This is a genomic window from Stenotrophomonas genospecies 5 (genome assembly GCF_054473825.1).
In genome coordinates this window covers 1,844,811-1,860,026 of the sequence record NZ_JBTMUW010000001.1, presented here as the reverse complement: position 1 = coordinate 1,860,026, position 15,216 = coordinate 1,844,811, and the positions used below count along the sequence as shown (strand labels likewise).

Here is a 15,216-nt window from a genome sequence, read left to right as displayed (position 1 = left end):
GCGCCGGACGCAGGCCCGGCGCTACGGGTTACTTCTCGACGAAGGCGCGCTCGAACACGTAGTGACCCGGCTGGCCGATGCGCGGGGAGACCTGGAAGCCACGGGCGTCGAGCACCGTGCGCAGGTCGGCCAGCATCTGCGGGCTGCCGCAGATCATCGCGCGGTCATTCTCCGGGCTCAGTTCCGGCAGGCCCAGGGTGCGCTGCATTTCCCCGCTTTCCATCAGCGAGGTCAGGCGCCCCTGGTTGGCGAACGGTTCGCGGGTGACGGCCGGGTAGTACAGCAGCTTGTCGCCGATCATCTCGCCGAGGAACTCGTGCTCACGCAGGTCCTTCTCGAAATAGTCGCGGTACGCCAGGTCCTTCTCGTAGCGCACGCCGTGGCACAGGATCACCTTCTCGAAACGCTCGTAGGTCTCCGGGTCCTTGATGATCGACAGCCAGGGCGCCAGGCCGGTGCCCGTGCCCAGCAGGTACAGGTTCCTGCCGGGATGCAGATCGCTGATCAGCAGGGTGCCGGTGGGCTTCTTGCCTACCAGAACCTTGTCGCCGGGCTTGATGTGCTGCAGGCGCGAGGTCAGGGGGCCGTCCTGCACCTTGATGCTGAAGAACTCCAGCTGCTCTTCCCAGTTCGCGCTGGCGATGGAGTAGGCGCGCAGCAGCGGCCGGGCGTCGGTTTCCAGGCCGATCATCACGAACTGGCCGTTCTCGAAGCGGAAACCGCTGTCGCGGGTGAGGGTGAAGCTGAAGTAGGCATCGGTCCAGTGGCGGACCTCAAGCACCGTTTCGGCGCCGAAAGCGGAAGACATGGGCGTATCTGTTGGAAGTCGTCGGGGTAATTCTATCTCAAATGAGACGGGTTCTCATTAGGCGGAACGAGAGGCGTTCTCAGCGGTAGCCGGCGGCCTGCAGCTCGAACAGCTCGGCGTAGCGGCCGCCCTGGGCCATCAGCTGCTCGTGGGTGCCGCTGGCCTCGATCCGGCCATCGGCCAGCACCAGGATGCGGTCGGCCATGCGCACCGACGAGAAGCGATGGGAGATGAGTACGGCAGTGCGATTGTCCGCCAGTTCCCTGAACCGCTGGAATACCTCGAACTCGCTGCGCGCATCCAGCGCTGCGGTCGGCTCGTCCAGGATCATCACCTGCGCATTGCGCATCCACGCGCGGGCGATGGCGATCTTCTGCCACTGCCCGCCGGAGAGGTCCACGCCCTCCTTGAAGCGACGCCCGATCAGCTGGTCGTAGCCGCGTGGCAGCGACTCGATCACTTCCTGGGCCATGCCCCGGCGCGCGGCATCGGCAACCCGTCCCCGGTCCGCCATCGCCTCGACCTGGCCAACGCCGATGTTCTCCCCGGCGCTCAGGTTGTAGCGCACGAAGTCCTGGAAGATCACCCCGAGATTGGCGCGCAGGTCATCCAGGTCATAGTCGCGCAGGTCCCGGCCGTCGAGCAGGATGCGCCCCTCGTCGGGCTCGTACAGCCGTGCCAGCAGTTTGACCAGCGTGGTCTTGCCGGCACCGTTCTCGCCGACCAGTGCCAGCACTTCGCCGGCATGCAGCTGGAAATCGAGGTGGCGGACGGCCCATTGCTCGGCATCGGGATAGCGGAAGCCGACGTTCTCGAACACGAAGCCCTGGCGGATGGGCTGCGGCACGGCTGCGGCGCCCTCGCGCGAATGGATCTCCGGCTGGATCTGGAAAAACGAGAACAGATCGTCCAGGTACAGGGCCTGGCTGGCCACCTGCGAGAAGCCGATCAGCAGGCCCTCCAGCAGCTGGCGCAGGCGCAGGAAGCTGCCAGCGAGGAAGGTCAGGTCGCCGATCGAGAAATCGCCGCGCACCGTGCGCCAGGCGATGTAGGCGTAGGCGGTGTAATAACCCAGCGTGCCCAGCGCGGCCAGCAGGGTGCCCCACACGGCACGGCGCCGGGCCAGCGCGCGGTTGGCCTTGAACAGCGCTACCGACAGGCTCCTGTAACGCTCCACCAGGAAGCGGTGCAGGTTGTAGATCTTCACTTCCTTGGCCGTCTCCACGCTGGCGCCGAGCTGGCGCAGGTAGTCGAGCTGGCGGCGCTCGGGCGTCCATTGGAAATTCAGGCTGTAGCCGGCGGCGTTGAAGTGCGATTCGCCGATGAAGGCAGGCACCAGGGCCAGCGCCAGCAGCAGGATCAGCCACGGCGCGTAGACCAGCAGGCCCACCGCCAGGCTGACCACCGTGATGGCGTCCTGCACCTGGCCGAACAGCTGGCTCATCAGGTTCATCCGGCCCATCGTCTGGCGTCGTGCGCGGTCCAGCTTGTCCTGCAGGTCCGGATCCTCGAAGTCCTCCAGATCCAGCGTTGCGGCGTGCTCCATCAGCCGGATGCTGGTGGCGTTGGCGAACAGCTCCGACAGCAGGGCATCGGCGTAGGCCACCATCCGGCCCAGCAGGTCGGAGACGATGGCCAGGCCCAGCTCCAGGGCCAGCAACCCGAGCAGCGGATTGAGCAGGCCGCTGGCCAGGGCCTCGCCCAGCGGCGGAAAGCCGGCGTCGTGCCGGCTCAGCTGCAGCGCGCTGTCGATGATCAGCTTGCCCACATACAGCATGGCGACCGGCAGCAGGGCACGGATCAGGCGCAGCCCCAGGCTGACCAGGGTCAGTGCGGGGCTGGTCTTCCACACCAGCCGCAGGAACGGTGGCACGTTGCGCATCGCATTGAAGCGCTGGCGCAGGCTGGGTTTCTTTTCGACTGAAGGCATGTCGCCATTGTGCGCGCCGGAGCCGTGGCGAAGGCATGAATGCGACGCCCGCAGGGAGCGTGCGCGTCAGCGCGCCACCGGTGCGGAGCCGCGCTGCGCGAGGCCCCGCACTCTTGTGGATCAGGGCAGCGGCGGCAGCAGGCCGGCGCCGAGGCGGTTCCAGGCGTTGATCACCGCGATGCCCATGCTCAGGTCGCTGATGCCCTTCTCATCGAAGTGCGGTGCCAGCGCATCGAACGCCGCCTGCGATGGCGCGGCGTCGGTGAGCCGGGTCAGGGCCTCGGCCCAGCCCAGCGCAGCGCGCTCACGCGCATCGAAGAAGCGGCTTTCGTGCCAGGCGGGCAGGGTGTCCAGCTTGCGCGGCTCGATGCCACTCTTGCGCAGCGCCGTCCCGTGCATGTCCATGCAGTAGCCGCAGCCGTTGAGCTGCGACACGCGCAGGAACACCAGTTCCATCAGGGTCGGATCGATCGAACTGTCATGCACTGCCTGGCTGGTATCGAGCAGGCCCTTGAAAGCCTTGGCGGCCAAGCGGGTATAGGGAACGCGGGGTGAGGCGGGGTTGGACATCGTGGGCTCCACGGCGGCCCCGATGGCCGCCTTCCCTTACCAGGACGCCGCCGCGTCTGCGTGCGTGACAACCGCGGGCAGTTTTTCCGGATTGAGCACGCTGTAGAGGCGCGCGATGCGGCCATCGATCACCTCGATGGTGGTGACCGAATGCAGGCGATCGCCGTCGAAGCCCAGGATCGCCGGCTCGCCGTTGACGTAGCCCAGCCGGGCCGGGTGCGTGCCGCCGCGGCGGGCAATGGCCCAGAACAGGCGGCCGATGCGTTCGGCACCCCGCAGCGGGCGCACCGCTGCGGTGACCACGCCGCCTCCATCGGAGACCATCAGCGCGTTGGCATGCAGCAGGGCCTGGATCGCCTCGCTGTCGCCACGCTGCGACGCATCCATGAAGCGTGCCAGCAACTGCCGGTGCTGGCCGGCGTCGGCATTGAAGCGCGGCCGGCCGGCTTGCAGCCGCTGCCGGGCCCGGTGCACCAGTTGCCGGCAGTTGGCCTCGCTGTGGCCGATCAGGTCGGCGATCTCGCGATAGTCGTGGTCGAACGCTTCCTTCAGCAGGAACGCGGCGCGCTCCTCCGGGCCGAGCTGTTCAAGCAGGGTCAGGAAGGCCACCGATACATCATCGGCCAGGGCATGCAACTGGGCCGGGCCGGGCGTCGGGTCGGGCTCCAGGGTGACCGCCATCGGTTCAGCCAGCCACGGGCCCACGTAATGCGCGCGCTCGCGCTTGGCCGCACGCAGACGGTCCAGTCCCAGGCGCGTGGTGGTGGTGACCAGCCATGCCTCGGCATCGCGGACGCTGGCCGGGTCGGCGCCGGACCAGCGCAGCCAGGCGTCCTGGACGACGTCCTCGGCGTCGGCGCGGCTGCCCAGCAGGCGGTAGGCGAGGGCCATCAGGCGCGGACGGTGGGTCTGGAAGGCGGTTTCGGCGTTCATGCGGGCAAGGACGCCGCAGCGGGCAGGGGCGTGACAAGGGCTTGGGGTCAGAACCCTTTCCCCGGGAAAGGGTTCTGACCCCATAGACTCTACCCGCAGCCGGGGAGGGGGTAAAATGGGCGGATTACCCCCGCCAGCCTCGAGCAAGCGAGCAAGCCGTGACATCGATCAAGCAGGAAGACCTCATCCAGTCCATCGCCGACGCGCTGCAGTACATCTCGTACTACCACCCGGTCGACTACATCAAGAATCTCGCCGCTGCCTACGAGCGCGAGGAGTCGCCGGCCGCGAAGGAGGCGATGGCCCAGATCCTGATCAATTCGCGGATGTGCGCCGAAGGCCATCGTCCCATCTGCCAGGACACCGGCATCGTCACCGTGTTCCTGGAAATCGGCATGGATGTGCGCTGGGACGACGCCACCATGGGCGTGGAAGACATGGCCAATGAAGGCGTGCGCCGCGCCTATCTGCATCCGGACAACAAGCTGCGTGCTTCGGTGCTGGCGGATCCGGCCGGCAAGCGCATCAACACGAAGGACAACACCCCGGGCGTGGTCAACGTCAAGGTCGTGCCGGGCAACAAGGTGGATGTGATCGTGGCCGCAAAGGGCGGCGGCTCGGAAGCCAAGACCAAGTTCGCCATGCTCAATCCGTCCGACTCCATCGTCGACTGGGTGCTCAAGACCGTGCCGACGATGGGGGCCGGCTGGTGCCCGCCGGGCATGCTGGGCATCGGCATCGGCGGCACTGCGGAGAAGGCCATGCTGCTGGCCAAGGAAGCGCTGATGGAGCCGATCGACATCACCGAGCTGCAGGCCCGTGGAGCGTCCAACCGGATCGAAGAGCTGCGCCTGGAGCTGTACGAGAAGGTCAATGCGCTGGGCATCGGCGCCCAGGGCCTGGGTGGCCTGACCACGGTGCTGGACATCAAGATCAACGATTACCCGACCCACGCGGCCAACCTGCCGGTGGCGATGATCCCGAACTGCGCCGCGACCCGCCACGCGCACTTCACCCTGGATGGCAGCGGTCCGGTGATGCTGGATCCGCCGTCGCTGGAGGACTGGCCGAAGCTGACCTACGACGCCTCCAAGGGCACCCGGGTGGACCTGGATACGATCACCCCGGAGGAGGTGGCCAGCTGGAAGCCGGGCCAGACGCTTCTGCTCAACGGCAAGCTGCTGACCGGCCGCGACGCCGCGCACAAGCGCATGGTCGACATGCTCAACAAGGGCGAGGAACTGCCGGTCGATCTGAAGGGACGCTTCATCTACTACGTCGGCCCGGTCGATCCGGTGCGCGATGAAGTGGTCGGTCCGGCCGGGCCGACCACGGCAACGCGCATGGACAAGTTCACCCGCCAGGTGCTGGAACAGACCGGTCTGCTGGGCATGGTCGGCAAGGCCGAGCGCGGCCCGGCTGCGATCGAGGCGATCCGTGACAACAAGTCGGCGTACCTGATGGCGGTCGGTGGCTCGGCCTACCTGGTGTCCAAGGCGATCAAGGCGGCCAAGGTGGTCGGGTTCGCCGATCTCGGCATGGAAGCGATCTACGAGTTCACCGTGCAGGACATGCCGGTGACGGTGGCGGTCGACTCCACCGGTGAATCGGTGCACAAGACCGGCCCGCGCGAATGGCAGGCCCGCATCGGCAAGATTCCGGTGGTGGTGGAGTAAGCGCGGCACACGCTTGATGGCAAACGGCGCGTGTTGGCGCCGTTTGTCGTTTAACGAGCCGGCACGGAACTTCTGCTAGTTTCCATGCGACTCGAACCGGGAACGTTCATGCCGCTGTTACGGAACTTCGCGCTTGCCGGGCTGTTCGCACTGGCCGGCTGCAGCAGCACCTCCTCCTCGTATGAAGGAGCGGATTTCAGCGCATCGGCGCAATGCCGCATGCAGTGCCAGGCCAGCCATCGCAGCTGCATGGCGCAGGCGGACAGCCTGGGCAGTCGGCAGAGCAGCTGCGAACAGCAGATGGCTCCGGCTGCCGACAAGCGCTGCAAGGACATCGCCAATGCCGATCTGCGCCGCTCGTGCGAACTGAAGGCGCATGACTGCACGCTGCGGCAGCCGATGATGAGCTGCGGCGAACGTCGCGACACCTGCATGAGCAGCTGCGGTTGAGCAGTGGCCGCCGGGCGGGCGCATAATCGCTGGCTCTACCTGCAACGGATCCCGCGCATGAGCACCACCCTGTATGGTTCGTCGAGTACCGCTTCGCTGGTCGTGCACTGGCTGCTGATCGAACTGGGCATCGAGCACGAACTGGTGCTGCTGGATTTCGACAGGCGCGAGCACAAGGCGGCGGACTACCTGGCGTTGAATCCGGCCGGGAGGGTGCCGACCCTGAGGATCGATGGCCTGCTGTTGACCGAGGCAGCGGCCATCGCGCTGTACCTGGCCGACCGCCATCCCGAAGCGGGGTTGCTGCCGGCCGTGGGCACGCCCGCGCGGGGCGAGGCCTATCGCTGGATGTTCTGGTGCGCCAACACCCTGCAGCCTGCCTATCGTGCATGGTTCTATCCGCACGAAGCGGCGGGCGAGGCCTGCGTGGAGGCAACGCGTGCGATGGCCCGGCAGCAGCTGGAGGCGGCCTGGCAGCATGTGGCGGCGCACCTGCAGGCGCACGGGCCTTACCTGCTGGGCGACGCGCCCAGCGTGGTCGATTTCATGCTGGTGATGCTGATGCGCTGGTCGCGCAACATGCCCCGGCCCACTGACACCTGGCCGGTGCTGAAGGCGCACGCAACCGCGCTGAAGGCGCGCCCCGCCTTCGCGGAAGTCTATCGACGCGAAGGCATCAGCGACTGGCGGTGATCGCCGGCGTTGAGCCGAGCGCGTGCCGCCGGGCATGGCCCGGCGCTGCCGGGTGGTGCGTCCGGGCTACAGGATCTCCAGCACCGTTTCCGGCGGGCGGCACAGGCGCGTGCCCTTGGCCGTGCGCACCACGGGCCGGTTGATCAGGCGCGGGTGCGTCGCCATCGCCGCCAGCAGGGTCGCCTCATCGGCCCCGGCCAGCGCCAGACCGGCAAACTCCGGTTCCTTGCTGCGCACCAGGTCGGCGGCGGCCAGCCCGGATTCGGCAAGCAGCTGGCGCAGGGTCGCCACGTCGGGCGGTGCCTGCAGGTACTCGATCACCTCCGGCTCGATGCCGGCGTCGCGGATGAGCTTCAGTGCGCCGCGCGAATTGCTGCACGCCGGGTTGTGCCAGATCGTCACGCCCATCAGAACCATTCCAGCAGCGACACGCCCACGCCCACGTAGGTGGCCTTGTGGTTGTAGTCGATCAGGCTTTCGCCGTATCCGTCGAAGACCTGGATGTGGCCGCGCAGCAGGTTGCTGATCGGGAAACCGTAGTCGAGCTGCAGGGCGCCATGCGAACGGTCGCCGGTACGCAGCGAATGGCGCGCCATCAGGGACACTTCGTGGCCATTGCGGTTCCAGATCAGGGTCGCGTCGCCGCGGCCCATGTAATCCTCGATGTCCGGGTTGTTGTCATCGCTGCGCGTTTCGGGAATGCGGTACCAGGGCCGCAGCACCAGCGCCCAGTTCTCGCGGTCCAGCCCGACGTTGAGCATCACCCGGTTCCAGCTGCGCGAAAGGGGATCGGCGCGGCCGTTGGACTGATGGTTGAGGCTGATGCCGGTCATGCGTCCGCGCCAGCCACCAATGGAGTAGCCGTTGCGGAACACCATCATCACTTCCGGCTCGTAATTGGTCTCGCGGAACGGGCGCGAATTCTCGGCGTTGTAGGCCTGCCAGCGCGAGCTCTGGGTATAGCCGGCCCAGATGTCGCCGTTGTCGCCGAACAGGTTCTCGGCGATCTTGGTCTTGAAGCTGATCTGGAACTTCAGCTCGGCACTGTCCAGCGCCTGCGGCTCGGTCACGCTGTTGGCCGGATTCGGCGACTGCGGCATCTGGTTCTTGTCGCTGGTCCAGAACGCCGGCAGCAGGTACACCGGCTTGTAGGCCCGCAGCTGGAACGGTCCCAGCTTCGAGTCTTCCGCCAGTTCCCAGCGGCTGTCCAGCAGGGAACCGCGGCCTGCATTGGCCAGGGCGCTGTCGTCGGGGGCGGGGCGCAGCACATCGCCGACCCGCGCCCGCAGGTTCTCTTCGCCCTGGCTCAGGCGGGCGGCGCGACGCTGTTCGCGCAGCGCCTGCGCGGCCTGCTGCGCGGCGGCATCGGCCTCGGCGGTGGCCGGTGCGGTACGGCCGAACAGGCGGTCGTAGCACGACAGTCGGGCGGCGTCGGTTTCAATGGCCGCGCAACCGGCCGGCGTGGTGGTCGTGGCAGGCGCGATTTCCTGCGCGGCCAGCGGCGCGCTGGCCAGGGCAAGCGCCAACGGCGCCAGACGGGGGAGCAACGGCGGGAGGGTCATTGCAGCAGGCCCTTCGGGATGACTACGGGAAGACGCACAGTGTGGCGGCTGCCCGCAGCAACGGCCAGCCCCATGGAGTTATGCCCGGCGCAGGTGTGCGCGTGGCGTGAAGATCGTGCGTTACAGGAACCAGGCGAACGCGAACAGGCCCAGCATCGCGATGACCATCGCCAGTTTCAGCGCCAGGCCCAGCAGGATGCCCAGCCAGGTGGCGAGGCCAACCTTGGTCGAGCGGCCCAGCTCCCGCGTGTGCCAGTACTCGCCCAGCAGAGCGCCGACCAGCGGGCCGGCGAACAGGCCGATGGGCATGAAGAACAGACCGGCGATGCTGCCGATGAAGGTGCCCCACAGCGCCTTGCGGCTGGCCCCGACACGCTGGGCCCCGACCACCGTGGCCAGCACATCGGCCAGCAGTGAAAGCAGGGTCAGCACGCCCAGCACCAGCAGGGTCGGCCAGCCGACATGGGTGAAGCCGTCGGCCCACGCTGCCAGCAGCAGGCCGACGAACACCAGAGGGACGCCTGGAAGTGCCGGCAGGACGATGCCGGCAACACCAACGAGGACAAAAATGACCGCTAGCAGATACAAGATGAATGAGAGGCCCATGCTGTCCCGTATGGTTGTCTTTTTGGGGTTGACAGTGAAAGATTTTGCCAGTTGCTTTTTCGTTTTGGCCGGGTTAAGTTGCAGTCGCTGAGCTTGGCAAGGTCACCGTGGATCGTGGCCTGATGAAGCAAGATCTTCCCGATCCGCTGCATCGATGCACCTCGCTTCCCCCTTGCTTGTCAGCCGCCCACAAGGCGTTTCCAACAACAAGAGAGAGTCATCAGGGAGTTAGTGAGATGTCCGAACGCGAGAACGGTACTGTCAAGTGGTTCAACGATGCAAAGGGCTTCGGCTTCATCAGCCGTGAAAACGGCGAAGACGTGTTCGTGCACTTCCGCGCCATCCAGACCCAGGGCTTCAAGAGCCTGAAGGAAGGCCAGAAGGTCACCTTCACCGTCGTGCAGGGCCAGAAGGGCCTGCAGGCCGACGCCGTGCAGCCGATCTGACCGGTCTGCAGCCGTCACATGAAAAAGGCCCGCGCAAGCGGGCCTTTTTCTTTGTCCGGGGCCGGCAGCGGATCAGCGCAGGATCACCCGGCCGTTGACCACGCGAACATAGGTGTTTTCGCGGATGCCGCCCAGATCACGCTGGTTGACGACGATGGTGCGTCCGTCATCCATGCGCACGCTGATGTCATACGTATCGCTGGTCACGTTCTTCTGGATCTGGTTGCCGGCCAGCGCGCCACCCACGGCACCCGCCGCTGCGGCGATGTTCTTGTTGCCGCGGCTGCCGCCGGTGTGGTCGGAGATCTCATGGCCGGCAACCGCACCCACGATGCCGCCGAGGATCGCGCCGGTCGCGCTGGGCGCAGTGCGGCCGGACTGCACGGTGTTGATGCGGGTGACGATGCCGCAGTCGGCGCAACGGCCCTGGTTGTAGCCGGAGTTGTTGCCGTAGCCGCCGTTGTTGTACCCATTGTTGTAGCCGCCGCCGCCGTAACCCGGCGAGGTGGCGCAGCCGGCCAGGGCGAGGGTGGCGATGGCACTGGCGGCGATGAGCTGGATCTTCATGGGGCGTCTCCTGGCCGTGAAGGCGGATGTGTTGGGTGGTACTGCGTCATGCAGCAGGGTGCGCGAATCGTCTCCTTTCCAACGTGAACAAGACGCCAATCAACGCCGCCATGACCGGCTGCGGGATGAACGCTGTTCAACGGAAATCCTGATGGCAGGCGCGGCAGTCCGCCTGCAGCGTCTGCACCACCTGGGCCAGCGCGGTGCAGTCTGCCGGTGGCGTCGCCAGGGCGGCATTGAGGCCGGCCCGGTACTGGCTGGCATGCTGCTGGAACTGCGCGCTGTCCTTCAGGCCGGGGAAGGCCAGGTCCAGGTCGTTGGAGAGCAGGCGCAGCGTCTGCAGGCGCGGCACGCTGTCGGCCAGGCTGCAGCGGTTCTGCTGTTGAGCCTGCTGCAGCAACTGGGATTGCCGCTGCATCACCTGCATCAGGCTGTCCGGGAAGGGGTCACGGCGGGCCTGCAGGGCGCGGCCGACCATCACCGTGGCGATCAGGCCGATCAGCAGACCCAGCGCGAGCACGAACAGGTAGCGATAGGCGGAAGACGGCGGGCGAGGGGGGCTGGCGTTCATGGCGGGCTCTCCGGGTGTGCAACGGTAGGTTCGACCCGGCGTGCTGTGGACGCCGGCCGCTGCACGTTAAAATAGACCGATGAACGAACAGGTCAAACAACGCTTCGCCGGCATCGAACGGCTGTATGGCGTGGGTGCGCTCGAGCGCCTGCAGGGCAGCCGCGTAGCGGTGGTCGGCATGGGCGGGGTCGGCTCGTGGGTGGTCGAGGCGCTGGCGCGCTCGGCGGTCGGCCATCTCACCCTGATCGATGCGGACGACATCTGCGTGTCCAACACCAACCGGCAGCTGCCGGCGATGGAGGGCAATTACGGGCGCAACAAGGCCGACGCCATGGCCGAGCGCTGCCGGGCGATCAACCCGGAACTCGATGTCGACGCGGTGCAGGCGTTCCTGACCACCGCCAACATGGCGGAACTGCTTGATCGTCGCTTCGATCTGGTGATCGATGCCTGCGACAGCTTCCGGGTCAAGGTGGAGACCATCGCCTGGTGCCGCCGCCGCAAGCTGCCACTGCTGACGGTCGGCGCCGCGGGTGGCCGCACCGATCCGACCCTGGTACGCATCCGCGATGTCTCGCGCACCGAGCACGACGCGATGCTGGCGCTGATCCGCAAGAAGCTGCGCAGCGAGTTCAACTTCCCCAAGAACGCCAAGCGTTACTTCGGCGTGCCGGCGGTGTACTCGCTGGAGAACGTGAAGTATCCGCAGGCCGATGGCAGTGTCTGCGGCCTCCGTCCCAACCTGGGGGCGGACGCTGCGCTCAAGCTTGATTGCGGCGCAGGGCTGGGGGCAGCCACCCATATCACCGGTGCCTTCGCCTTTGCCGCCGTCGGCAAGGCGCTGGAAATGCTGCTGGAGCCGAAGAGGGTCAAGTCCGAATCCGTTGAGGCTTGACCGGTAGCGCCGGGCCATGCCCGGCGAAACGGCGATCAGGCGGCCGGCAGCGCGAACAGCCGCCGCGCGTTGTCGGTCGTGGTCCTCGCTACCGTCTCCAGGTCGGTCTGCCGCAACGCCGCGACGTGGCGCGCGATGATCGAGAGGCGTGCCGGCTCATTGCGCTGCCCACGGATGGCCGCGTCGGGCTGATCGGGCGCGTCCGTTTCCAGCAGCAGCTGCTCCAGCGGCATTTCCCGGACCAGCCGTTGCAGGCGCTGTGCCCGTTCGTAGGTCAGGGGGCCGCCCAGACCCAGCAGGAAGCCCTGCCGATGCAGCTGTGCCGCCTGCTCCGGGCTGCCGGAGAAACTGTGCACCACGCCGCGCAGGCCACCGATGCGGCGGATCGCTGCGATCACCGCATCTACGGACCGACGCGCATGCACGATCACCGGCAGGTCGAAGTCGCGCGCCAAGCGCAGCTGGCCGGTGAAATAGGTCTGCTGCGCCTCCGCATCCAGGCCTTCCACGAAATAATCCAGGCCGCATTCGCCGATCGCCCGCGGACGCTCACGCTCGATCCATTCCCGCAGCAGCGGAAGGTGCCCGGCACGATGCTCGGCAAGAAACATCGGATGCAGCCCGTACGCGGGGTACAGGCCGGGTGCCTGCTGGCAGACCTCGCGCAGCTTCGGCCAGCTGGCGGCGGTGACGGCCGGCACGACCTGGAACTGCACCCCGGCCGCGCGCGCGCGCTCGATCACGGCAGCACGGTCGGGGTCGAACTCGCCTGCATCGAGATGGCAATGGCTGTCGACCAGCACGCTCAGCGCTGCTCCAGCGGTGGCGGCGTGCGGGTGCCGCGGCTCTTCCAGTTGGCCAGCAGCAGTGTGCCCAGGCCCAGCACCAGCTCATCGACGAAGGGAAGCGGATCGGGAATGAACAGGGTCAGCGCGAACAGCCCTGCCGTGAGCTTGAACAGCGTGGGGTAGCGCAGCCGGCGCGCCCATTGCAGTACCGGCAGCAGCATCGGGTTGGCCATGGCGGGATCCTCCTGGTGAATATGCAAACGCTACCACGGGCCCAGCATTTCCCGATGCTGAATGGGTTACGGCGACGAGCAGGAAATGTGGAGATTCCGTTCAGGGAGGCCGTGCTGCAATCTGTGCCGAGAACGTTGCGGACGGTCCGCAAGGAGCAGGTCATGAAAAGCACAACTACAACTGTCCTGGTCGCAGCGGGCGCGCTGCTGGTGGGTGGTATCGCCACGGCCGCCTTCATGAAGAGCGGCAACCCTTCGCCGGATTCCATCAGCGCCGGCGCCCCCAACGGCGAATCGCGCCTGGCCGATGGCAGCGGCACCGACGATGGTGCGCGTGGCAACCAGCTCGATGCCACCGCGCCGCGCGGCCTGGAGTATGCCGATGTGCTGAAGGTCGACCCGATCACCGAAAAGCAGAAGGCGTACGCCACGGTCATCGGCACCGACGCGGTGCGCGAGACCTCCACCACACAGACGCCGCACGAGGTCTGCCAGGATGTGGTCGTGCAGGAACGCCTGCCCGAGCGTGATGGCAACGTCGGTGGCACCGTCGCCGGCGCGGTGATCGGTGGCCTGCTGGGTAATCAGGTTGGCGGCGGCAATGGCAGGAAGGCGGCGACCGCAGCCGGTGCCGTGGCCGGCGGCCTGATAGGCAACCAGGTGGACAAGCGCCACGTCGGTGGCCGTGTGGTCAACCGCACCGAGCGCCAGTGCCACACCGAGACCGCCACCTCCGAGTCGAGCCGTGTCACCGGCTACAACGTCACCTATCGCAACGAGGACGGCACCACCGGCACCATGCGCATGGCCAGCAAGCCCGGCAACCGCATCGCCATGGGCACCAACGACGTGGTCAAGGGTTACAACGTGACCTACCGCTATGATGGTGCCGAGAAGACCGTGCGCATGGACAACAAGCCAGCCAGCGATCGCCTGCCGGTGGTCGATGGCCAGCTGGTCACGCAGACAGCGGCAGCCGGCGCCACGGCACCGACCCGCCAGTAATCCTGCCGCTGCAGCGGACAGGCGACAGGCCGGCTTCTGCCGGCCTGTCTGTTTTTGTGGCCGGGTGACATTTGCGATGATGGCGCTCCGTCATCGCCCTGGAGTCGGCATGAGCATCTTCGACCTGCGCCTGGAAACCGAGCGCCTGATCCTGCGCCCACCGCATCGCGAGGATTTCGAGCCCTATCTGGCGTTCTGCGCGGATGAAGAGGTGATGCGCACGCTGGGCGGAGTACAGCCACCGTCAGTGGCATGGCGTGGATTCTGCAGCCTGGCTGGCGCGTGGCAGTTGTTCGGCTTTTCGATGTTCAGCGTGATCGAGAAATCCAGTGGTGAGTGGATCGGTCGCATGGGGCCCTGGCAGCCACAGGACTGGCCGGGCACCGAGGTCGGCTGGAGCATCCGGCGTGCCAGCTGGGGCAAGGGCTACGCGCCGGAGGCGGCGACCGCTGCGATCGACTGGGCATTCAACGCACTCGGGTGGGAGGAGGTGATCCATACCATTGCCGAGGACAACGAGAATTCCCGTGTCGTGGCCCGCAAGCTGGGCAGTACGCTGCTGCGCATGGGCGAGCTGCCGCCGCCGTACCAGGGCAAACCGATGCAGATCTGGGGGCAGTCGCGCCAGCAGTGGCAGCAGCGCGTGCGCTGAGGGGCCCGACGGGCTGCATCCAGGGGCGGGCTGCGCGGTGGGCATGCTGCACCCGCGCTTGGCATCGGCGGGCGCGCTTGCCAGACTGCGCGCAACCGGTCGTTGGCCGGGTCTCCTGGAGCAGGCAATGGTGGAAGAACGCGTTCCGTTGACGGTGCATGGCATGTCCGTTTCAGGCAATTGCCACAAGGTGCGCATGCTGCTGGAACACCTCGGCAGCCGCTATCGCTGGGTGGAGGTGGACAGCGCCCATGGCCAGACCCACACGCCGGAGTTCCTGGCATTGAATCCCAATGCGAAGGTGCCGTTGATCGTGCGCGAGGACGGCCGCGTGTTGACCGAATCGAACGCGATCCTGTTCTGGCTGGCCGAGGGCACGCCCTACCTGCCCGGCGATGGCTGGGAGCGGGCGCAGGCGTTGAGCTGGATGTTCTTCGAGCAGTACACGCATGAACCCTGCGTGGCGGTGGCCCGTTTCATCCGTGGCTGGACGCCGGCCGACTCCCCGCGGCGCGCCGAACTGCCGCGCCTGCAGGAGCGCGCCAGCACCGCACTGACGGTGATGGAACAGCACCTGCGGCAGTCGCCCTGGTTCACCGGCCGCAGTTATGGCATCGCCGATATCGCGCTGTTTGCCTACACCGACGTTGCCAGCGATGGTGGCATCCGCCTTGATCCGTTCCCGCAGGTGCAGGCCTGGCTGCAGCGGGTCCGGGCGCAGCCGCGGTTCGTGCCGATGCCGGCCGTGGGCGCGGAGGTGCTGGCGCGATTTAACGCGGTGGCCTGATTCCAAGGGGAGCGTCGGGCAGGCCGACTGCGGGGGAAGCCGGG

General features: G+C 67.0%; 19 protein-coding genes. 8 read left to right on the top strand and 11 right to left on the bottom strand.

Going from position 1 to position 15,216, the window contains the following annotated elements; translation table 11 throughout:
• Positions 1 to 28 precede the first annotated feature (28 nt).
• The 4 genes from ACX9OW_RS08635 to ACX9OW_RS08620 all read right to left on the bottom strand — a co-directional run bounded on the left by ACX9OW_RS08635 (position 29) and on the right by ACX9OW_RS08620 (position 4,241).
• A complete protein-coding gene (locus ACX9OW_RS08635) occupies positions 29 to 808 on the bottom strand; it encodes a ferredoxin--NADP reductase (RefSeq protein WP_053516913.1) in 780 nt (259 codons plus the stop codon).
• Positions 809 to 887: 79 nt separating this feature from the next.
• Positions 888 to 2,738 carry an ABC transporter ATP-binding protein gene (locus ACX9OW_RS08630; RefSeq protein WP_445394308.1) on the bottom strand — a complete coding sequence of 617 codons (1,851 nt, stop codon included), beginning with the start codon at positions 2,736 to 2,738 and terminating at the stop codon, positions 888 to 890.
• A 120-nt stretch (positions 2,739 to 2,858) separates the two neighbouring features.
• Positions 2,859 to 3,308 (bottom strand): carboxymuconolactone decarboxylase family protein, encoded by a 450-nt coding sequence (locus ACX9OW_RS08625; protein WP_065181961.1) that lies wholly within the window; start codon positions 3,306 to 3,308, stop codon positions 2,859 to 2,861.
• Between the two features lie 36 nt (positions 3,309 to 3,344).
• The gene (locus ACX9OW_RS08620; protein WP_445394309.1) at positions 3,345 to 4,241 is read right to left on the bottom strand and encodes an RNA polymerase sigma-70 factor; all 897 of its coding nucleotides are present in this window, start codon (positions 4,239 to 4,241) and stop codon (positions 3,345 to 3,347) included.
• Positions 4,242 to 4,399: 158 nt separating this feature from the next.
• Between ACX9OW_RS08620 and ACX9OW_RS08615 the strand changes: the two genes are divergently transcribed.
• From ACX9OW_RS08615 to ACX9OW_RS08605, 3 genes are all read left to right on the top strand, one after another.
• Positions 4,400 to 5,917 (top strand): fumarate hydratase, encoded by a 1,518-nt coding sequence (locus ACX9OW_RS08615; protein ID WP_065181962.1) that lies wholly within the window; start codon positions 4,400 to 4,402, stop codon positions 5,915 to 5,917.
• 108 nt (positions 5,918 to 6,025) lie between these two features.
• Positions 6,026 to 6,367, top strand: a complete 342-nt coding sequence (locus tag ACX9OW_RS08610) for a hypothetical protein (RefSeq protein WP_053516936.1) — start codon at positions 6,026 to 6,028, stop codon at positions 6,365 to 6,367.
• Positions 6,368 to 6,424: 57 nt separating this feature from the next.
• Positions 6,425 to 7,060 carry a glutathione S-transferase family protein gene (locus tag ACX9OW_RS08605; RefSeq protein ID WP_065181963.1) on the top strand — a complete coding sequence of 212 codons (636 nt, stop codon included), beginning with the start codon at positions 6,425 to 6,427 and terminating at the stop codon, positions 7,058 to 7,060.
• A 66-nt stretch (positions 7,061 to 7,126) separates the two neighbouring features.
• Here the strand turns inward: ACX9OW_RS08605 and arsC are convergent, their stop codons facing one another.
• From arsC to ACX9OW_RS08590, 3 genes are all read right to left on the bottom strand, one after another.
• Positions 7,127 to 7,468, bottom strand: coding sequence for an arsenate reductase (glutaredoxin) (gene arsC / locus ACX9OW_RS08600; protein WP_111187118.1), 342 nt, complete (start codon positions 7,466 to 7,468; stop codon positions 7,127 to 7,129).
• Positions 7,468 to 8,622, bottom strand: coding sequence for a phospholipase A (locus tag ACX9OW_RS08595; protein ID WP_053516921.1), 1,155 nt, complete (start codon positions 8,620 to 8,622; stop codon positions 7,468 to 7,470). Before ACX9OW_RS08595 ends, arsC begins: the two co-directional genes overlap by 1 nt.
• 120 nt (positions 8,623 to 8,742) lie before the next feature.
• A complete protein-coding gene (locus ACX9OW_RS08590) occupies positions 8,743 to 9,228 on the bottom strand; it encodes a DUF456 domain-containing protein (protein ID WP_459062180.1) in 486 nt (161 codons plus the stop codon).
• A gap of 236 nt (positions 9,229 to 9,464) precedes the next feature.
• On the opposite strand from ACX9OW_RS08590, the gene ACX9OW_RS08585 reads away from it, so the two are divergent.
• Positions 9,465 to 9,674 (top strand): cold-shock protein, encoded by a 210-nt coding sequence (locus ACX9OW_RS08585; RefSeq protein ID WP_053516923.1) that lies wholly within the window; start codon positions 9,465 to 9,467, stop codon positions 9,672 to 9,674.
• Positions 9,675 to 9,746: 72 nt separating this feature from the next.
• Here ACX9OW_RS08585 and ACX9OW_RS08580 read toward each other — a convergent pair whose 3' ends face one another.
• Both ACX9OW_RS08580 and ACX9OW_RS08575 read right to left on the bottom strand, forming a co-directional pair.
• On the bottom strand, positions 9,747 to 10,241 hold the full coding sequence (locus tag ACX9OW_RS08580) for a glycine zipper 2TM domain-containing protein (protein ID WP_053516924.1): 495 nt from the start codon (positions 10,239 to 10,241) through the stop codon (positions 9,747 to 9,749).
• A 136-nt stretch (positions 10,242 to 10,377) separates the two neighbouring features.
• Complete coding sequence (locus tag ACX9OW_RS08575) at positions 10,378 to 10,812, bottom strand: hypothetical protein (RefSeq protein WP_065175471.1); 435 nt, start codon at positions 10,810 to 10,812, stop codon at positions 10,378 to 10,380.
• Between the two features lie 79 nt (positions 10,813 to 10,891).
• Here ACX9OW_RS08575 and ACX9OW_RS08570 point away from each other — a divergent pair, with 79 nt between their 5' ends.
• On the top strand, positions 10,892 to 11,707 hold the full coding sequence (locus tag ACX9OW_RS08570; RefSeq protein ID WP_053515341.1) for a tRNA threonylcarbamoyladenosine dehydratase: 816 nt from the start codon (positions 10,892 to 10,894) through the stop codon (positions 11,705 to 11,707).
• Between the two features lie 35 nt (positions 11,708 to 11,742).
• Here the strand turns inward: ACX9OW_RS08570 and ACX9OW_RS08565 are convergent, their stop codons facing one another.
• Both ACX9OW_RS08565 and ACX9OW_RS08560 read right to left on the bottom strand, forming a co-directional pair.
• Positions 11,743 to 12,516, bottom strand: a complete 774-nt coding sequence (locus ACX9OW_RS08565) for a TatD family hydrolase (protein WP_459062471.1) — start codon at positions 12,514 to 12,516, stop codon at positions 11,743 to 11,745.
• Positions 12,513 to 12,728, bottom strand: a complete 216-nt coding sequence (locus tag ACX9OW_RS08560; protein ID WP_053515346.1) for a DUF6116 family protein — start codon at positions 12,726 to 12,728, stop codon at positions 12,513 to 12,515. The genes ACX9OW_RS08565 and ACX9OW_RS08560 overlap by 4 nt, the downstream gene beginning before the upstream one ends.
• Positions 12,729 to 12,890: 162 nt before the next feature.
• On the opposite strand from ACX9OW_RS08560, the gene ACX9OW_RS08555 reads away from it, so the two are divergent.
• From ACX9OW_RS08555 to ACX9OW_RS08545, 3 genes are all read left to right on the top strand, one after another.
• On the top strand, positions 12,891 to 13,733 hold the full coding sequence (locus ACX9OW_RS08555; protein WP_053515348.1) for a glycine zipper 2TM domain-containing protein: 843 nt from the start codon (positions 12,891 to 12,893) through the stop codon (positions 13,731 to 13,733).
• 109 nt (positions 13,734 to 13,842) lie between these two features.
• Complete coding sequence (locus ACX9OW_RS08550; RefSeq protein ID WP_193396160.1) at positions 13,843 to 14,385, top strand: GNAT family N-acetyltransferase; 543 nt, start codon at positions 13,843 to 13,845, stop codon at positions 14,383 to 14,385.
• Between the two features lie 127 nt (positions 14,386 to 14,512).
• Positions 14,513 to 15,172, top strand: a complete 660-nt coding sequence (locus ACX9OW_RS08545; RefSeq protein WP_459062179.1) for a glutathione S-transferase family protein — start codon at positions 14,513 to 14,515, stop codon at positions 15,170 to 15,172.
• The last annotated feature ends 44 nt before the right edge of the window (positions 15,173 to 15,216 follow it).